Source organism: Photobacterium carnosum (genome assembly GCF_021236965.1).
Classification (GTDB): Bacteria; Pseudomonadota; Gammaproteobacteria; order Enterobacterales; family Vibrionaceae; genus Photobacterium; species Photobacterium carnosum.
Window position 1 is genome coordinate 270934 of the sequence record NZ_WMDN01000001.1, and the last position, 15305, is coordinate 286238.

The window sequence follows — 15305 nt, forward strand, 5'->3', positions numbered from 1 at the left end:
GCCACTAACACCTCAACTATAAAACGTAATACTTATTTAAAAATCACAAAGAATAGCCATAAGTCTAAGCTCAAGATTGCTAATCAGCTCAATTACGTCATTATTACAAAAAAAACTAACGCTTAGCCATTTCAGAAAATTTATATTGGCACAACAAGATGACAGGCATAACACAGATTGTGGTGGTAATAATGTCAGTTAATGTATGGTACTTCTGATGCATCATTAAAGCAGCATAACCGACCATTGAAAGTACCATCACTCCCCTTAATTTGGGACTGTATACAAGAAAGTAACCAATAAAGACTAAGGCAATAGCAGTGTGAGTACTGTAATCCAAATTAAACGCAGGCCAAATACCGACTGAATTATCGAGAAACATAACCGCATAAATAAAAGCCGTTGAAAGCAATATGCCACTCAGCGCGAATAACCCACTTCTCAACCCCTGCTCACGTCCTAATAACACCATGCTAATAACGCACATAACGACAATCATTGGGGTATAAAGATCAGCAATAAAAGCCCATTGTTCAAAACTCATTATTATTATTTTCCAAACAAATAACGTCTATATTCACATAGATAACGGGTTATTTCATCTTTTTAAGGTGCAAGGATTTGAACCCTGCTGTAAGTTTACTGTACTTTTGTTTAAACGTAAAAAAGCCGCTAATAAATAGCGGCTTTTTAATGTGTGGCGGAGCTGATTTGGGCATTAGAGGATTTGAACCCGCTTTTATTGCACCAATTAAATACATCACTATTTTATTCAGACGAAAAAAAGCCAACATCTAAATGTTGGCTTTTTAGTAATTTGGCGGAGAGATAGGGATTTGAACCCTAGATACGCTATAAACGTATGCTGGTTTTCAAGACCAGTGCTTTCAACCGCTCAGCCATCTCTCCATGGCGCGTATAATACAATTCACATTAGCTGCTGTAAACTCAAAAACGATCAACTGATTAATTTTAAAACGTTTTTTAATGTATTTTACCTAACAGATACAGTTAGATAACTAAAACCATTCATCTGTGGTTATTAAACAAACACTTTCTATGTTTCTCTTTTAGCGTCACTATCTTTATTTTCGTTATATCAGCAATGATCCGTTATAATAGAAACAGTTACCTCATTATTAAATTGAAAAAAACATGGCGAATAAATCAGACTTTACGGATGAAGAATATCAAGCTTTTGCTCAGCTAATGGATTCCTACAATCGAACCTTTGCAATTTCACTCACCACCCTCCTTTTATCTATCCTAGGTTTTATTGTTGCTGAAACTCAAATAGGTTACGCCATCACTGATACTATCCGTTGGATATTTGGCTTATTGGTTGTATTACCTTTAACGATTACGGTTATTGGCTCAAAACGAGATTTTAATAGTTTGGCATTTAGCATGCCAAAAACGATTCTCTATTCAGTACTCAATGCAGTGAGCCTGATTACTATTATTGTGCTGGTTTTTAATCTTAATTAACACCTCTGCTGATTATCATTCTCACCTCTCATTATTTTCTTCCGATCATGAACCGCCAACACATTGACGGTTCAAAAACAAATTTAAACATTAATTAATTGATAACAAACAAATAAATTATAACATGCATTTTAAATACCCCTTTACGGTTGACAGAATCCACCCCTCGACATAACATGTATTCAAAATACAACTTAAAGCGTTAAAGGAATTTAAAAATGGCTGTTCATGTTAAAAACAATATTACTTGGGTTGGTCAACGTGATTGGGAAGTGCGTGATTTTCATGGTACCGAATATAAAACAACCCGTGGCACAAGCTATAATAGTTATTTAATTCGTGAAGGCAAAAATGTACTCATCGATACAGTTGATCACAAATTTACATTAGCTTTCCTACAAAATTTAGAACAAGAAATTGATCTTAACGACATTGATTTTATCGTTATTAACCATGCTGAAGAAGATCATGCTGGTGCTCTAAGTGAATTAATGAGCCGCATTCCTAATACACCTATCTATTGTACTGAAAACGCAATTGACTCAATCGTTGGTCATCACCATCATCCTGAGTGGAACTTTAACACCGTCAAAACAGGTGATACGCTTGATATTGGTAATGGTAAAGCATTAGTGTTTGTTGAAACACCAATGTTGCATTGGCCTGATAGCATGATGACTTACATGACAGAAGATGCGGTTCTATTTAGTAATGATGCTTTTGGTCAACATTATTGTGATGAGCGTTTATTTAATGACGAAGTCGACCAAAACGAATTGCTTGATCAATGCCTACGTTATTACGCAAATATTTTGACACCATTTAGCCCACTGGTTACTAATAAGATTAAAGAAGTTCTCGGCTTTAACCTTCCAGTCGACATGGTTGCAACCTCACACGGTGTCATTTGGCGTGATAATCCAACTCAAATTATTGAGAAATACCTTGAGTGGGCCGATCAATATCAAGAAAACCGCATTACTATTTTCTATGATTCGATGTCAAATAATACCCGCATGATGGCAGATGCAATTGCACAAGGGATCACTGAAGAAGATAATCAAGTCATTGTACGTATTTTCAATGTTGCTCGTCATGATAAAAATGAAATTATTTCCAATATGTTCCGCTCTAAAGGGATACTTGTCGGCTCATCAACAATGAACAATGTCATGATGCCTAAAGTTGCAGGTTTACTGGAAGAAATCACCGGCTTACGCTTTAAAAATAAAAAAGCGGGTGCATTTGGTAGTTATGGTTGGAACGGTGGTGCTGTTGATCGTATTCATGCACGCTTAACTGATGCTGGCTTCTTTACTACCATTGGCCTTAAAACCAAGTGGCGTCCAGATGGTAAAGCACTACAAGAATGCCGTGATCATGGTAAAAAGATCGCTAAAGAATGGGCTCAAACTGAACGTTCTTATGATCATTACGCACCTTTCACTACCAAAGTAACACCAGCAGCAACACTACAAGTCGCGATTGATATTCCTGAAATAGTAGAACAAACAGGCGTTGTTGAAGTAGAACCCGCAACAGATACAAAAACCACATGTTGTACACAAGCAACCAGTGGTCAAAAAATGTTATGTACTGTTTGTCAATGGGTTTACGATCCTGCACTTGGTGAACCGAATCAAGATGTTGCCCCTGGTACTGCTTGGGAAGATGTGCCTGATAGTTTCCTTTGTCCAGAATGTGGTATTGGTAAAGAAGTATTTGAACCTATCAACTAAATGAAATGAGAGCTAACAATGTCAAATCCAATTATTGTCATTGGTAGTGGCTTCGCTGCTTACCAATGGGTGAAATCGTTTAGAAAACTGGATCAACATACTGCCATTACTTTAGTAACTGCGGATCAAGGTGCTGATTATTCTAAACCAGAACTAAGCCATGTATTTAGTCGTCATCAACAAGCGACAGATCTTATTAAACAAACCGCCGCTGAGTTTGCAGCAGAATATAATATTCAGTTAATAACAGAAACGGTTATTAAGGAAATTAATACTGCGCAACAATGGGTATATTTCAATCAACAACAATTGCAGTATTCTTCGTTAATTATTGCAACGGGTGCTATATCATTTATACCGAAGTTTGCAGGTAATGCGACCGATCAGATCATAACCTTAAATAGTCTGTCTGAATTACAGCAAAACCAATTACAAATAAATGCCGCAAAGCATATTACTATTTTAGGCGCGGGTTTAATTGGTACTGAAATAGCCATTGATTTAGCTACCGCTGGTAAACAAATTACATTGTGCGATAAAGCCGCTGCCATGATGCCCGCTTTACTGCCAGATTTTATTGCCGCAGAGCTACACCAAGTGTTAAGTCAAAAAGACATCGACCTTCAGTTAAATGCCACAATCAGTGAAATTAGCACTGATGGTGAACAGATGATAATTTCACAGCAGGGAAAAGAGGATATACATACAGATATCATCATTGCTGCTATGGGATTAGCACCAAGGCTTCAATTAGCACAACAAGCTGGAATTTGTACTAATCGAGGAATTATTGTCAATAATATGCTACAAACCTCAGCCACTAACGTCTACGCTATTGGCGATTGTGCTGAGATCAACGGTAAAATTAGTGCGTTTATTCAACCTATCATGTTATCAGCGATAGCACTGGCTAAAACATTGGCAGGAACACCAACACCGTTATCATTACCACCAATGTTAATTAAAGCTAAAACACCGTGGTTACCATTAAGTTTAGCTGGGATCACAACCGCATTGGATATCCATTGGCAGATTGAACGAGATCATGACGGTTATATTGCTAAAGCACATACAGCAGATCAAACGTTAATTGGATTTATCGCTTCTCATAATAAACAAAAACAAGTATTTGCATTGTTAAGACAGTTGCCTCCTGCATTATAAAAATATCGATATTATATATATCTTTAAGCCCACTTTTACGGTGGGCTTTGTCATTTATTGATACTCTCACAATAAATATTTAATGATCTATCACTCAATCATCCATTCTATTTTTTATAAAATATTAAAATAAATAGTTTATCAATTTAAATATCTTTTTATTTTAATATATTTATTCTATCTATACTTTCTCAAGATCAAACTTATCATTACAATGTAATGATTCAAGCATTTCGCTATGAGGTAGACCATGATACTCAACATGATAAGAGCGTTTATGCTCATCAAGATGATTTTCTAGATTTTTTAACATTAGAAGTGCTGTGTTTCGACTACAGAAAAATGCATCAACAAAAGTAAGAAGTTCGCCACATTTAAGTTTTATCAGACATAATGTAAGCGAAGGTAACTTATCAATCATTTTTTTTATTGAATCGTTATAATCATCACTAATCGCCGTGTTTACATCATAAATATGTATCTCTGGAAATAGTATCGTATCTTTTCCAATTTCTTGTTCAAATAAATTTTCTATAATAAAAGCCGCATCATTAACATATACAGTTCTTAAACATTCATCGAACTCAGATAAATAGTGCATTAATTTATTGGGTTCTTTAACAAATGAATGAATACAGTCTAAAGTATCATGGTGGGTATGATTAAAATTTTTCATCATGTTGTCCTAATATTATTGTTTTTATATTAAATACCTATATTTAATGAATTGATAGTCACTAAAATGAAAACTTCCTTTATGAAACCTGATTACCACCGAGCTTCAGCCAAGGTTAATAACTTCTCTGGCATCGGTGGTGATTTTGCACCACATTTAATCAGCGTATTGAATATATCTTCAACTCGAAAGCGATAATTAAATCGAAAACAGAATTCACCAAAATAACGAGGAATATGTTTTTCTCTAATCGCGTGATACGTCCCTTTTATTGAATTTTTAACGTTACCAATCATGGTATCGACCCAATGAAATGCAGCTTCATATTGATGAAGTTCTTTACCATTTTTTGATAAGGAACCATGAATAATATCTGCTGCTACCAGACCATTAAAACAGGGTAAACCATCTGATATAACTAATGTTTTTTCTTTTAAGTTCTTTTTAGCCCACTCTGTGATTTCTTGTTTTTTAAAACAAGAAACAACACTTAGCCGCATATAAATAGGATGACCTTCTTCATTCAAAGAGATCGCTGATACGAAGGGTGTTTTTCCTTCGGCACCACGCCCTCGCTTGCCTTTTTGTTTACCTCCAATATATGCGTCATCCAGTTGCACGATATTGCTTAACTTTCGATTATCATCATGTTCTTTCATCACTTGCATGAGCTTATGTTTTATTCGCCATGCTGCGTTGTAAGAAATCCCTAATTTACGTTTTAGTTCTAATGCTGAAATACTATTTTTATCTTGAGTGATGAGATAAATAGCTAAAAACCAGGTAGTTAACGGTAATTTTGAATGAGAAAATAGAGTACCAGCCGTCAAAGACGTCTGATGATGACACTTATTACATTGATATAATGGCCGTGATTTAAGTTCACAATAGCTTTTAGACCCACAGTAGGGACAAATGTAACCATTTTTCCATCGAAGATGAAATAAATGTTCCTTACATTGCATTTCTGTCCCGTACATTTGCATAAATTCGGGTATAGAGAAGCCTTTCTGAAATTGGATTGAATTCTTAGGCATAACGTTACTCCTATACTTCAATATCTTAAAGTATAGGAGATAATTTAACAGTAGCTGTTAAATAGTGGTAATCAGGTTATGAAAAAAGAAGACATACAACGATTTCAATCTATACCAAAAATCATTAAATACGAATAAAAAATAGCCAACATTATCTATTACGAACTTTCCTATTTTTCTTCACTCTACTGGACTTGAACCAGTGACATGTGAATTAACAGTCCGCTACTCTTCCCAATAAAAAGCACCAACTGAACTAAGAAGGAATTATTTAGGATTGGCCGATAGTAAGCAGTGAACAATTAACCTACAACTATCAAATTTTAAACGTAAAAAAGCCCGCGATTACTTGCAGGCTTCTCTATTTGGCTTAACTCTACTGAAGTTAAACCAGTGATATGTGAATTAACAGTCCGCTAATCTTCCCAATAAAAAGCACCAACTGAACTAAGAGGGAATTGTTTAGTGATGAGATCCAGTACCCTGCACTCTCGAAAGCTATTTTTACTGAATTTCAAACGTAAAAAAGCCCGCAATTGCTTGCGGGCTTTTCTATTTGGCTCCCTCTACTGAAGTTAAACCAATGATATGTGAATTAACAGTCCGCCAAGCTTCTAATAAAAAGAAACCAACTGAACTAAGAAGGAATTATATGGTGATAAGATCCAGTACCCTGCACTCTCGAAAGCTATTTTTACTGAATTTCAAACGTAAAAAAGCCCGCAATTGCTTGCGGGCTTTTCTATTTGGCTCCCTCTACTGGACTTGAACCCGTGATACACGGATTAAGAGTCCGCTAATCTTCCCAATAAAAAGCACCAACTGAACTAAGAGGGAATTGTTTAGTGATAAGATCCTGTACCCTGCACTCTCGAAAGCTATTTTTACTGAATTTCAAACGTAAAAAAGCCCGCAATTGCTTGCGGGCTTTTCTATTTGGCTCCCTCTACTGGACTTGAACCAGTGACATACGGATTAACAGTCCGGCGTTCTACCAACTGAACTAAGAGGGAATTGTTTGGAGCAGGTAGCGGGAATCGAACCCGCATCTCAAGCTTGGAAGGCTGGAGTAATAGCCATTATACGATACCTGCGATGTATCTTTACAAATTATGGTGGTGGGAGAAGGATTTGAACCTTCGAAGGCGATGCCGGCAGATTTACAATCTGCTCCCTTTGGCCACTCGGGAATCCCACCGAAATTTAATGGTGCCGACTACCGGAGTCGAACTGGTGACCTACTGATTACAAGTCAGTTGCTCTACCTACTGAGCTAAGTCGGCACATAATTTCGTTACATAGCATGTTAATAAATTAACACTATGTCTTTATATTGGCGGAGCGGACGGGATTCGAACCCGCGACCCCCGGCGTGACAGGCCGGTATTCTAACCAACTGAACTACCGCTCCAATTCTTTAATGAAATCCGATAAATCGTATTTCTAGAATTTGGCGGAGAGATAGGGATTTGAACCCTAGATACGCTATAAACGTATGCTGGTTTTCAAGACCAGTGCTTTCAACCGCTCAGCCATCTCTCCAATGGCGCTTATAATATAGTGCTAACCTTTTTATGTAAAGTAATAATATTAAAAAGATTTTTAACTGATCATCAATTAATCGATGATTTGTAATATCATTCGATTTGTTGGTTTATACAGCATAAAACCATCGAATAAATAACATTATCATTACGACTACAGCTGAATTAACAAGCCGCTAATCTCCCCAATAAAGAGCACCAACTGAACTAAGATGAAATTATATTGTGGTGGGAGGAAGATTCGCACCTTTACCATTCAACTGTTGCCAAATTTTAGACGTAAAAAAGCCCGCAATTGCTTGCAGGCTTCTCTATTTGGCTCCCTCTACTGGACTTGAACCAGTGACATGTGTATTAACAGGCCGCTAATCTCCCCAATAAAGAGCACCAACTGAACTAAGAAGGAATTATATAGTGGTGGGAGGAAGATTCGCACCTTTACCATTCAACTGTTGCCAAGTTTTAGACGTAAAAAAGCCCGCAATTGCTTGCAGGCTTCTTTATTTGTCTTCACTCTACTGGACTTGAACCAGTGACATACGGATTAACAGTCCGCTAATCTCCCCAATAAAGAGCACCAACTGAACTAAGATGAAATTATATGGTGGTGGGAGGAAGATTCGCACCTTTACCATTCAACTGTTACCAAATTTTAGACGTAAAAAAGCCCGCAATTGCTTGCAGGCTTCTCTATTTAGCTCCCTCTACTGGACTTGAACCAGTGACATGTGTATTAACAGGCCGCTAATCTTCCCAATAAAGAGCACCAACTGAACTAAGAAGGAATTATATAGTGGTGGGAGGAAGATTCGCACCTTTACCATTCAACTGTTGCCAAGTTTTAGACGTAAAAAAGCCCGCAATTGCTTGCAGGCTTCTCTATTTGGCTCCCTCTACTGGACTTGAACCAGTGACATACGGATTAACAGTCCGCCGTTCTACCAACTGAACTAAGAAGGAATTATATGGTGGTGGGAGAAGGATTCGAACCTTCGAAGGCGATGCCGGCAGATTTACAATCTGCTCCCTTTGGCCACTCGGGAATCCCACCGAAATTTAATGGTGCCGACTACCGGAGTCGAACTGGTGACCTACTGATTACAAGTCAGTTGCTCTACCTACTGAGCTAAGTCGGCACACTAATTTCTTTTTTATCGCCAAGTCGAAACTCAACAATTAAATTTGGCGGAGAGATAGGGATTTGAACCCTAGATACGCTATAAACGTATGCTGGTTTTCAAGACCAGTGCTTTCAACCGCTCAGCCATCTCTCCATGCCGCGTATATTATAGCGCAGCCCCTCTGCTGTAAAGCAATAATATTAAAAAGATTTTTAAGTGATCAGCAATTAATCGATCCTTGGGAATATCATTCAATTTGTTGATTTATACAACAATTAATAGCCTAATAATATAGCCATTAAAATAAAAAATAAGCATCATTACTCATTCAGTTCAAGTCCAGGCCCCACTCCACTGGACTTGAACTAGCGGCAGATGAATTAACAGTCCGCCAATATTCCCAATAAAAAGCACCAACTGAACTAAGAGGGAATTATATGATGGTGGGATCTAATACCCCGCAACTTCGAAACCTATTTTACTAAATTTTAAACGTAAAAAAGCCCGCAATTACTTGCGAGCTTTTTTATCTACCATCCTCTTCGACCGATCTTAAACCAGTAACATTAAGAGGAAATTATATGGTGGTGGGAGAAGGATTCGAACCTTCGAAGGCGATGCCGGCAGATTTACAATCTGCTCCCTTTGGCCACTCGGGAATCCCACCGAAATTTAATGGTGCCGACTACCGGAGTCGAACTGGTGACCTACTGATTACAAGTCAGTTGCTCTACCTACTGAGCTAAGTCGGCACACTAATTTCTTTTTTATCGCCAAGTCGAAACTCAACAATTAAATTTGGCGGAGAGATAGGGATTTGAACCCTAGATACGCTATAAACGTATGCTGGTTTTCAAGACCAGTGCTTTCAACCGCTCAGCCATCTCTCCATACCGCGTATACTATAGCGCAGCCCTTCCGCTGTAAAGCAATAATCTTAAAAAGGTTTTTAAGTGATCAGCAATTAATCGATCATTGGGAATATCATTCAATTTGTTGATTTATACAACAATTAATAGCCTAATAATATAGCCATTAAAATAAAAAATAAGCATCATTACTCATTCAGTTCAAGTCCAGGCTTCACTCTACTGGACCTGAACTAGCGGCATACTGATTAGTAGTCCGCCAATCTTCCCAATAAAGAGCACCAACTGAACTAAGAGGAAATTATATGATGGTGGGATCTAATAACCCCGCAACTTCGAAGCCTATTTTTACTAAATTTTAAACGTAAAAAAGCCCGCAATTACTTGCGAGCTTTTTTATCTACCATCCTCTTCTACCGATCTTAAACCAGTAACACTAAGAGGAAATTATATGGTGGTGGGAGAAGGATTCGAACCTTCGAAGGCGATGCCGGCAGATTTACAATCTGCTCCCTTTGGCCACTCGGGAATCCCACCGAAATTTAATGGTGCCGACTACCGGAGTCGAACTGGTGACCTACTGATTACAAGTCAGTTGCTCTACCTACTGAGCTAAGTCGGCACACTAATTTCTTTTTTATCGCCAAGTCGAAACTCAACAATTAAATTTGGCGGAGAGATAGGGATTTGAACCCTAGATACGCTATAAACGTATGCTGGTTTTCAAGACCAGTGCTTTCAACCGCTCAGCCATCTCTCCATGCCGCGTATAATATAGTGCTAACCTTTTTATGTAAAGTAATAATATTAAAAAGATTTTTAACTGATCATCAATTAATCGATGATTTGTAATATCATTCGATTTGTTGGTTTATACAGCATAAAACAATCGAATAAATAACATTATCATTACGACTACAGCTGAATTAACAGGCCGCTAATCTCCCCAATAAAGAGCACCAACTGAACTAAGAAGGAATTATATGGTGGTGGGAGAAGGATTCGCACCTTTACCATTCAACTGTTTGCCAAGTTTCAGGCGTAAAAAAGCCCGCAATTTCTTTCGGGCTTCTCTATTTGGCTCCCTCTACTGGACTTGAACCAGTGACATGTGTATTAACAGGCCGCTAATCTCCCCAATAAAGAGCACCAACTGAACTAAGAAGGAATTATATGGTGGCGGGAGGAAGATTCGCACCTTTACCATTCAACTGTTGCCAAGTTTTAGACGTAAAAAAGCCCGCAATTGCTTGCAGGCTTCTCTATTTGGCTCCCTCTACTGGACTTGAACCAGTGACATACGGATTAACAGTCCGCCGTTCTACCAACTGAACTAAGAAGGAATTATATGGTGGTGGGAGAAGGATTCGAACCTTCGAAGGCGATGCCGGCAGATTTACAATCTGCTCCCTTTGGCCACTCGGGAATCCCACCGAAATTTAATGGTGCCGACTACCGGAGTCGAACTGGTGACCTACTGATTACAAGTCAGTTGCTCTACCTACTGAGCTAAGTCGGCACACTAATTTCTGTTTTATTGCCAAGTCGAAACTCAACAATTAAATTTGGCGGAGAGATAGGGATTTGAACCCTAGATACGCTATAAACGTATGCTGGTTTTCAAGACCAGTGCTTTCAACCGCTCAGCCATCTCTCCAATGCAGCGAATAATATAGTTGACTAAGCTCACTGTAAAGTGAAAATAGTAAAAAAAATATCGACTGCATTTTTATCCATCAATCATTACTAAAAACAATCAAAATAAGACCAATAAGCCATCAATGCTAGAACGTCATCTATCTATACATTGATACTAATCTGGACTTTATAACATAGTAGTTAATTTTTACATCCTTGTTACCAATGAATAGTACAGGTAGACTTTGTTATATCATTACTCACATTGGATTTATGAATGATTACTGTAAAAAACATCTTTATCTTGTTTTTATTCTCTATCGCGATAAATGGTTGTAGCTCATCTCAAGGCACTATTATTCAAGCCCATGGTAATATTGAGGCGACACACAGTATTAAACGCTAATCAAATAAAGACTTAATTGTTAACGTATCATATGCCTAAAAGTGAATATCCCCGATAAGATGAAAGATCATCATCACCAATACAGTTAATTCTTTAACCTCCCGCCATTTGAAACATTGATCTTGCTCCAAATTTCACCCCAAATGCAATCGTTTGCTTTGCCGAACATCACACTTCAATCAGAAATATGAATTTAGAGCCATTAATTGCTACACCAAAGTTATTCCATAAAGGTATTTTACTCAAAGCATTTAATCTGTGAGTAAATAAAATGAAAAAGAAAATATTAGTAATTGCTATTTCATCACTCTTTATGAGTAGCTTCGCACAATCAGCCACTATTTATAAAAAAGCTAATGGCGATAGATTAGATATTTATGGTGGTGCTGAAATTGGTGGAACCATTGTTACGAAAAGAGACAAATCCCCTTTTGGCGATAAATCTAAATCTTATGTTGATGACTCTTTTGGAACTATTGGTATTAAAGGACAAACTAATAAATTTTATGCCAAATTAGAAATTGATGCCGAACGCACAGATTGGACTTATGAAAACAACTTTAGATTAGTTATTGATAAAGCTTATGTTGGTTATTTTTTAACTGATAAACAAACAGTAGAATTTGGTCGAACAGATACTGCTTATGATCACTATGACGCTTTTGGTGATTTCTCAAATCAACTTGCCGATGAAGTATCAGAAGCTGGCGATCAAGATAACACTATTAAATACCGTGGCGAATTTGGAGATTTAAAAGTCGGTATCTCATATTCAGCCAAAGGTTGGGATTTCGAACAAGATGCTCAATCCATCTATGATGAAAATGGCGTATTCCTCAAGAAAAGAGGATCATACGTAACTGATTCCCGAGAAGGTGAAGTTATTAATGGCTATGCCGGCTACTTTACTAACAACCTAACCGTCATTGCTGCAGCTGAAACAGTACATAATCGTGGCGAGTTATATTCATTACACGGTAAATATAAAATTAATAAATTTGCTATTGGTGGATTCACTTCTTATTCAGACCGTGATGGTGTAAACAAAAATAGCATGACATATGTATTATCGGGTTCTTACGACATTACGAGCCAATTAACAGGTTATGTTGTGGGTAATGTTTACGATGATGATAATAATGATAAAGACGACCAACATGTAGTTATCGGTACGCAATATATGTATGCCAAAAATGTAAAACTCGTTGCAGAAGCTGCCATGGGTGGAAATACAGGTACATTAGGTTATCTAAAAGCATACTATTGGTTTTAAGCCTTAAAAAATTGAATAATAAAATATCTTGTTATACACATGGAACGTAATTCATGAAAAAAAATATTTTAGCGATAATTATTGGCGCCACTATTTCATCATTTAGTTTTCAACTATATGCCGCTGATGATCAAGACAAAAATGAAATAGAAACATTAACCATTCAAGGTATTCAAGGAGAAGGCGAATACACTCCTATTGCCCTAGATAAACATATATCGACTCAACAATATCAAGTAAACGGTATTATTACAGCTATTCAGCAACATAATTTAGGTAAAGATCTAAAACAAGGCTTTTTCATGCAAGCCGCGACAGATAATAACCCTAAGACATCTGATGGTATTTTTGTTCAAACAAGCAAAATAACAGGCTTGAAAACAGGACAAGAAGTTAATGTCATTGCAAATATTAGCGAAGATTTTAAGTGGACTAAATTAATTAATGTCGAAAGTATTAAAATATTAACTAATGATAACCCATTACCGCCGATTACTGTTTTAACCTTTGATAATGCCAATAAATTTGATTTAGAACGTTACGAAGGAATGCTCATACGTATTAATGAGAATTCAGATCTAAACGTCACAAAAAATTATGGTTTTGATTTTAATTCGTACCGTAGCAATATGTTACTTTCATATGGAACTGTCAACGTACACCCTAATCAAACCCATGCGCCAACAACCTCTCATGCAAAACAACCCAATGATTTATTAGTTATTGAATCTTTTACCAAAGCACCAAACGGTGATATTCCTTGGTATCCAACCTTTGGTGCAGATAACGGCACCGGAACAACTGATAATTATATTCGTATTGGTGATGTTGTTGATGGCTTAGAAGGTGTAATAGGTTATTCGTATGGCGATTATCGTTTCTATGTCACCAATGAGGCCGATACAAAGACATTTATTCATACAAACGATAGAACTGATGCGCCAGTATTAAAACAAGGCGGAGATTTACGAATCGCTAGTTTTAATGTTCTTAATTACTTCAATTCCCCATTTACGCATGAGACTCAAAATCCATTAAAACAAAACCGTGGCGCAATGACACAAGAGGAATTTGACCTACAAAGCACTAAAATTGCTAAAGCCATTGTGCGAATGCAGGCTGATATTGTCGGTCTAATGGAAATTGAAAATAATGGTTTTAAATCAGATTCAGCCGTTAACGATCTAGTTACTAAGATTAATGATCGAATAAAAGATCCAGCAGAACATTACGCTTATGTAAAACCCAATAATGGTGAAAAATTTGTTGGTGGTGATGCGATTTCAAGCCAAGTGATTTACAAACCAAATAAAGTCACATTAGAGCAGTATCGTATAATAAAAATGCCAGAGCAACATGCACCTGCCGTTAAGTATACCGATGAAAAATATAAGAAAAGAAACGAAAATGGTATTAATCATCAACGAGATACCATTGCTCCAACCTTTAAAATCAATGGCACAGATAAAACCTTAACCATCTCTGTTAACCATTTTAAATCAAAAGGCTCTACTTGCTGGGAAGATGTAAATACAGGTAAACAGCTTGATGCAGATAAGCAAGGTTCATGTGAGAATTTACGGGTAGCTGCTGCTGAACATTTAGGTGCGGAATTAGATAAAATTTCTGGTTCAAAAATTATTATAGGTGATTTAAATTCATACGCAAATGAAGATCCTGTCATAGTATTAACTAATCGAGATAATGTACCTAAAGATCATATTATTAAAGCCGCAGCATATACTTATATTGGTGGAGATGAAAAGACAGGTACACAATTATATGGAGCAAAAGGTAAAGTCATCAATAAAAATTATGGCTATACCAATATCATCCGTCAATTACATCCAGATTCATACAGCTTTTCATATCAAAATAATATTGGTACGTTAGATTATATTCTATTATCACCAGATCTAAAAAGTAAGGTTGTCGATGCTACAGATTGGAATATTAATGCTGGCGAAACTACGTTATTAGAATATGCAGATAAAAACAATTGTAATAAAAATACATGTTCTCCTCGTTATAAGGATATCTACCGCGCATCGGATCACGATCCTGCAGTCATAGATTTAAAAATTAAAGAACAGGTCAAAGATACGGAAAAAGATAAACATTCCGGTGGTTCAACAGGTGTAATGGGATTAATTTCCTTGTTTGGAATACTTTTATTAAGAAAAAAGAATAATAAATAACCAATATAAGAAAGAGGCTTAACAAGCCTCTTTACTTTGGAAAGTAACATTATTGATAATTCTAATAATTTACAGTTTATTCATGTTTGCAATGTGATGATTATCATAAAATCGAATCTCATATAGTGATGTAATCATACCTCATCTCTTTT

The 15305-nt window shown here is 36.8% G+C and carries 9 protein-coding genes, 25 tRNA genes and 1 pseudogene; 6 read left to right on the top strand and 29 right to left on the bottom strand.

What is annotated here, in order from left to right; all coding sequences use genetic code 11:
* Nucleotides 1-115 precede the first annotated feature (115 nt).
* Nucleotides 116-544 (bottom strand): hypothetical protein, encoded by a 429-nt coding sequence (locus tag GLP24_RS01245; RefSeq protein ID WP_232615415.1) that lies wholly within the window; start codon nucleotides 542-544, stop codon nucleotides 116-118.
* Nucleotides 545-818: 274 nt separating this feature from the next.
* Nucleotides 819-909, bottom strand: a tRNA-Ser gene (locus GLP24_RS01250).
* A gap of 246 nt (nucleotides 910-1155) precedes the next feature.
* Here GLP24_RS01250 and GLP24_RS01255 point away from each other — a divergent pair.
* From GLP24_RS01255 to norW, 3 genes are all read left to right on the top strand, one after another.
* Entirely contained in the window at nucleotides 1156-1488 is a 333-nt protein-coding gene (locus GLP24_RS01255; RefSeq protein WP_101769506.1) for a hypothetical protein, read from the top strand.
* A 218-nt stretch (nucleotides 1489-1706) separates the two neighbouring features.
* Nucleotides 1707-3227 (top strand): anaerobic nitric oxide reductase flavorubredoxin, encoded by a 1521-nt coding sequence (gene norV / locus GLP24_RS01260; RefSeq protein WP_232615416.1) that lies wholly within the window; start codon nucleotides 1707-1709, stop codon nucleotides 3225-3227.
* Nucleotides 3228-3245: 18 nt separating this feature from the next.
* A complete protein-coding gene (norW, locus tag GLP24_RS01265; protein ID WP_232615417.1) occupies nucleotides 3246-4391 on the top strand; it encodes an NADH:flavorubredoxin reductase NorW in 1146 nt (381 codons plus the stop codon).
* Nucleotides 4392-4572: 181 nt separating this feature from the next.
* On the opposite strand, the gene GLP24_RS01270 is transcribed toward norW, so the two are convergent.
* From GLP24_RS01270 to GLP24_RS01400, 27 genes and pseudogenes are all read right to left on the bottom strand, one after another.
* Entirely contained in the window at nucleotides 4573-5067 is a 495-nt protein-coding gene (locus GLP24_RS01270) for a hypothetical protein (RefSeq protein WP_232615418.1), read from the bottom strand.
* A 92-nt stretch (nucleotides 5068-5159) separates the two neighbouring features.
* Entirely contained in the window at nucleotides 5160-6104 is a 945-nt protein-coding gene (locus tag GLP24_RS01275) for an IS1595 family transposase (protein ID WP_232615419.1), read from the bottom strand.
* Between the two features lie 747 nt (nucleotides 6105-6851).
* Nucleotides 6852-6941, bottom strand: a tRNA-Lys gene (locus GLP24_RS01280).
* A gap of 100 nt (nucleotides 6942-7041) precedes the next feature.
* A tRNA-Asn gene (locus tag GLP24_RS01285) sits at nucleotides 7042-7117 on the bottom strand.
* 6 nt (nucleotides 7118-7123) lie between these two features.
* Nucleotides 7124-7198: transfer RNA gene (locus GLP24_RS01290), tRNA-Gly, on the bottom strand.
* A gap of 19 nt (nucleotides 7199-7217) precedes the next feature.
* A tRNA-Tyr gene (locus GLP24_RS01295) sits at nucleotides 7218-7302 on the bottom strand.
* Nucleotides 7303-7311: 9 nt separating this feature from the next.
* A tRNA-Thr gene (locus GLP24_RS01300) sits at nucleotides 7312-7387 on the bottom strand.
* A gap of 51 nt (nucleotides 7388-7438) precedes the next feature.
* Nucleotides 7439-7515, bottom strand: a tRNA-Asp gene (locus GLP24_RS01305).
* A 40-nt stretch (nucleotides 7516-7555) separates the two neighbouring features.
* A tRNA-Ser gene (locus tag GLP24_RS01310) sits at nucleotides 7556-7646 on the bottom strand.
* A gap of 318 nt (nucleotides 7647-7964) precedes the next feature.
* Nucleotides 7965-8054 (bottom strand) — tRNA-OTHER (locus tag GLP24_RS01315).
* A gap of 103 nt (nucleotides 8055-8157) precedes the next feature.
* A tRNA-Asn gene (locus GLP24_RS01320) sits at nucleotides 8158-8243 on the bottom strand.
* A gap of 103 nt (nucleotides 8244-8346) precedes the next feature.
* Nucleotides 8347-8433 (bottom strand): annotated as a pseudogene (locus GLP24_RS01325).
* A gap of 99 nt (nucleotides 8434-8532) precedes the next feature.
* Nucleotides 8533-8608 (bottom strand) — tRNA-Asn (locus GLP24_RS01330).
* Nucleotides 8609-8614: 6 nt separating this feature from the next.
* Nucleotides 8615-8699: transfer RNA gene (locus GLP24_RS01335), tRNA-Tyr, on the bottom strand.
* A gap of 9 nt (nucleotides 8700-8708) precedes the next feature.
* A tRNA-Thr gene (locus GLP24_RS01340) sits at nucleotides 8709-8784 on the bottom strand.
* 47 nt (nucleotides 8785-8831) lie between these two features.
* Nucleotides 8832-8922 (bottom strand) — tRNA-Ser (locus GLP24_RS01345).
* A 429-nt stretch (nucleotides 8923-9351) separates the two neighbouring features.
* Nucleotides 9352-9436 (bottom strand) — tRNA-Tyr (locus tag GLP24_RS01350).
* A 9-nt stretch (nucleotides 9437-9445) separates the two neighbouring features.
* Nucleotides 9446-9521 (bottom strand) — tRNA-Thr (locus tag GLP24_RS01355).
* Nucleotides 9522-9568: 47 nt separating this feature from the next.
* A tRNA-Ser gene (locus GLP24_RS01360) sits at nucleotides 9569-9659 on the bottom strand.
* 431 nt (nucleotides 9660-10090) lie between these two features.
* Nucleotides 10091-10175: transfer RNA gene (locus GLP24_RS01365), tRNA-Tyr, on the bottom strand.
* A gap of 9 nt (nucleotides 10176-10184) precedes the next feature.
* A tRNA-Thr gene (locus GLP24_RS01370) sits at nucleotides 10185-10260 on the bottom strand.
* A gap of 47 nt (nucleotides 10261-10307) precedes the next feature.
* Nucleotides 10308-10398, bottom strand: a tRNA-Ser gene (locus GLP24_RS01375).
* Between the two features lie 318 nt (nucleotides 10399-10716).
* Nucleotides 10717-10806 (bottom strand) — tRNA-OTHER (locus GLP24_RS01380).
* A 99-nt stretch (nucleotides 10807-10905) separates the two neighbouring features.
* Nucleotides 10906-10981: transfer RNA gene (locus tag GLP24_RS01385), tRNA-Asn, on the bottom strand.
* 6 nt (nucleotides 10982-10987) lie between these two features.
* A tRNA-Tyr gene (locus GLP24_RS01390) sits at nucleotides 10988-11072 on the bottom strand.
* Between the two features lie 9 nt (nucleotides 11073-11081).
* A tRNA-Thr gene (locus GLP24_RS01395) sits at nucleotides 11082-11157 on the bottom strand.
* Between the two features lie 47 nt (nucleotides 11158-11204).
* Nucleotides 11205-11295, bottom strand: a tRNA-Ser gene (locus GLP24_RS01400).
* A gap of 258 nt (nucleotides 11296-11553) precedes the next feature.
* Between GLP24_RS01400 and GLP24_RS19805 the strand changes: the two genes are divergently transcribed.
* The 3 genes from GLP24_RS19805 (at nucleotide 11554) to GLP24_RS01410 (ending at nucleotide 15153) form a co-directional block, all read left to right on the top strand.
* Nucleotides 11554-11682, top strand: a complete 129-nt coding sequence (locus tag GLP24_RS19805) for a hypothetical protein (RefSeq protein WP_265576733.1) — start codon at nucleotides 11554-11556, stop codon at nucleotides 11680-11682.
* A 271-nt stretch (nucleotides 11683-11953) separates the two neighbouring features.
* On the top strand, nucleotides 11954-12955 hold the full coding sequence (locus tag GLP24_RS01405) for a porin (RefSeq protein WP_152653297.1): 1002 nt from the start codon (nucleotides 11954-11956) through the stop codon (nucleotides 12953-12955).
* A 53-nt stretch (nucleotides 12956-13008) separates the two neighbouring features.
* On the top strand, nucleotides 13009-15153 hold the full coding sequence (locus tag GLP24_RS01410; protein ID WP_232615420.1) for an ExeM/NucH family extracellular endonuclease: 2145 nt from the start codon (nucleotides 13009-13011) through the stop codon (nucleotides 15151-15153).
* Nucleotides 15154-15305 lie beyond the last annotated feature (152 nt).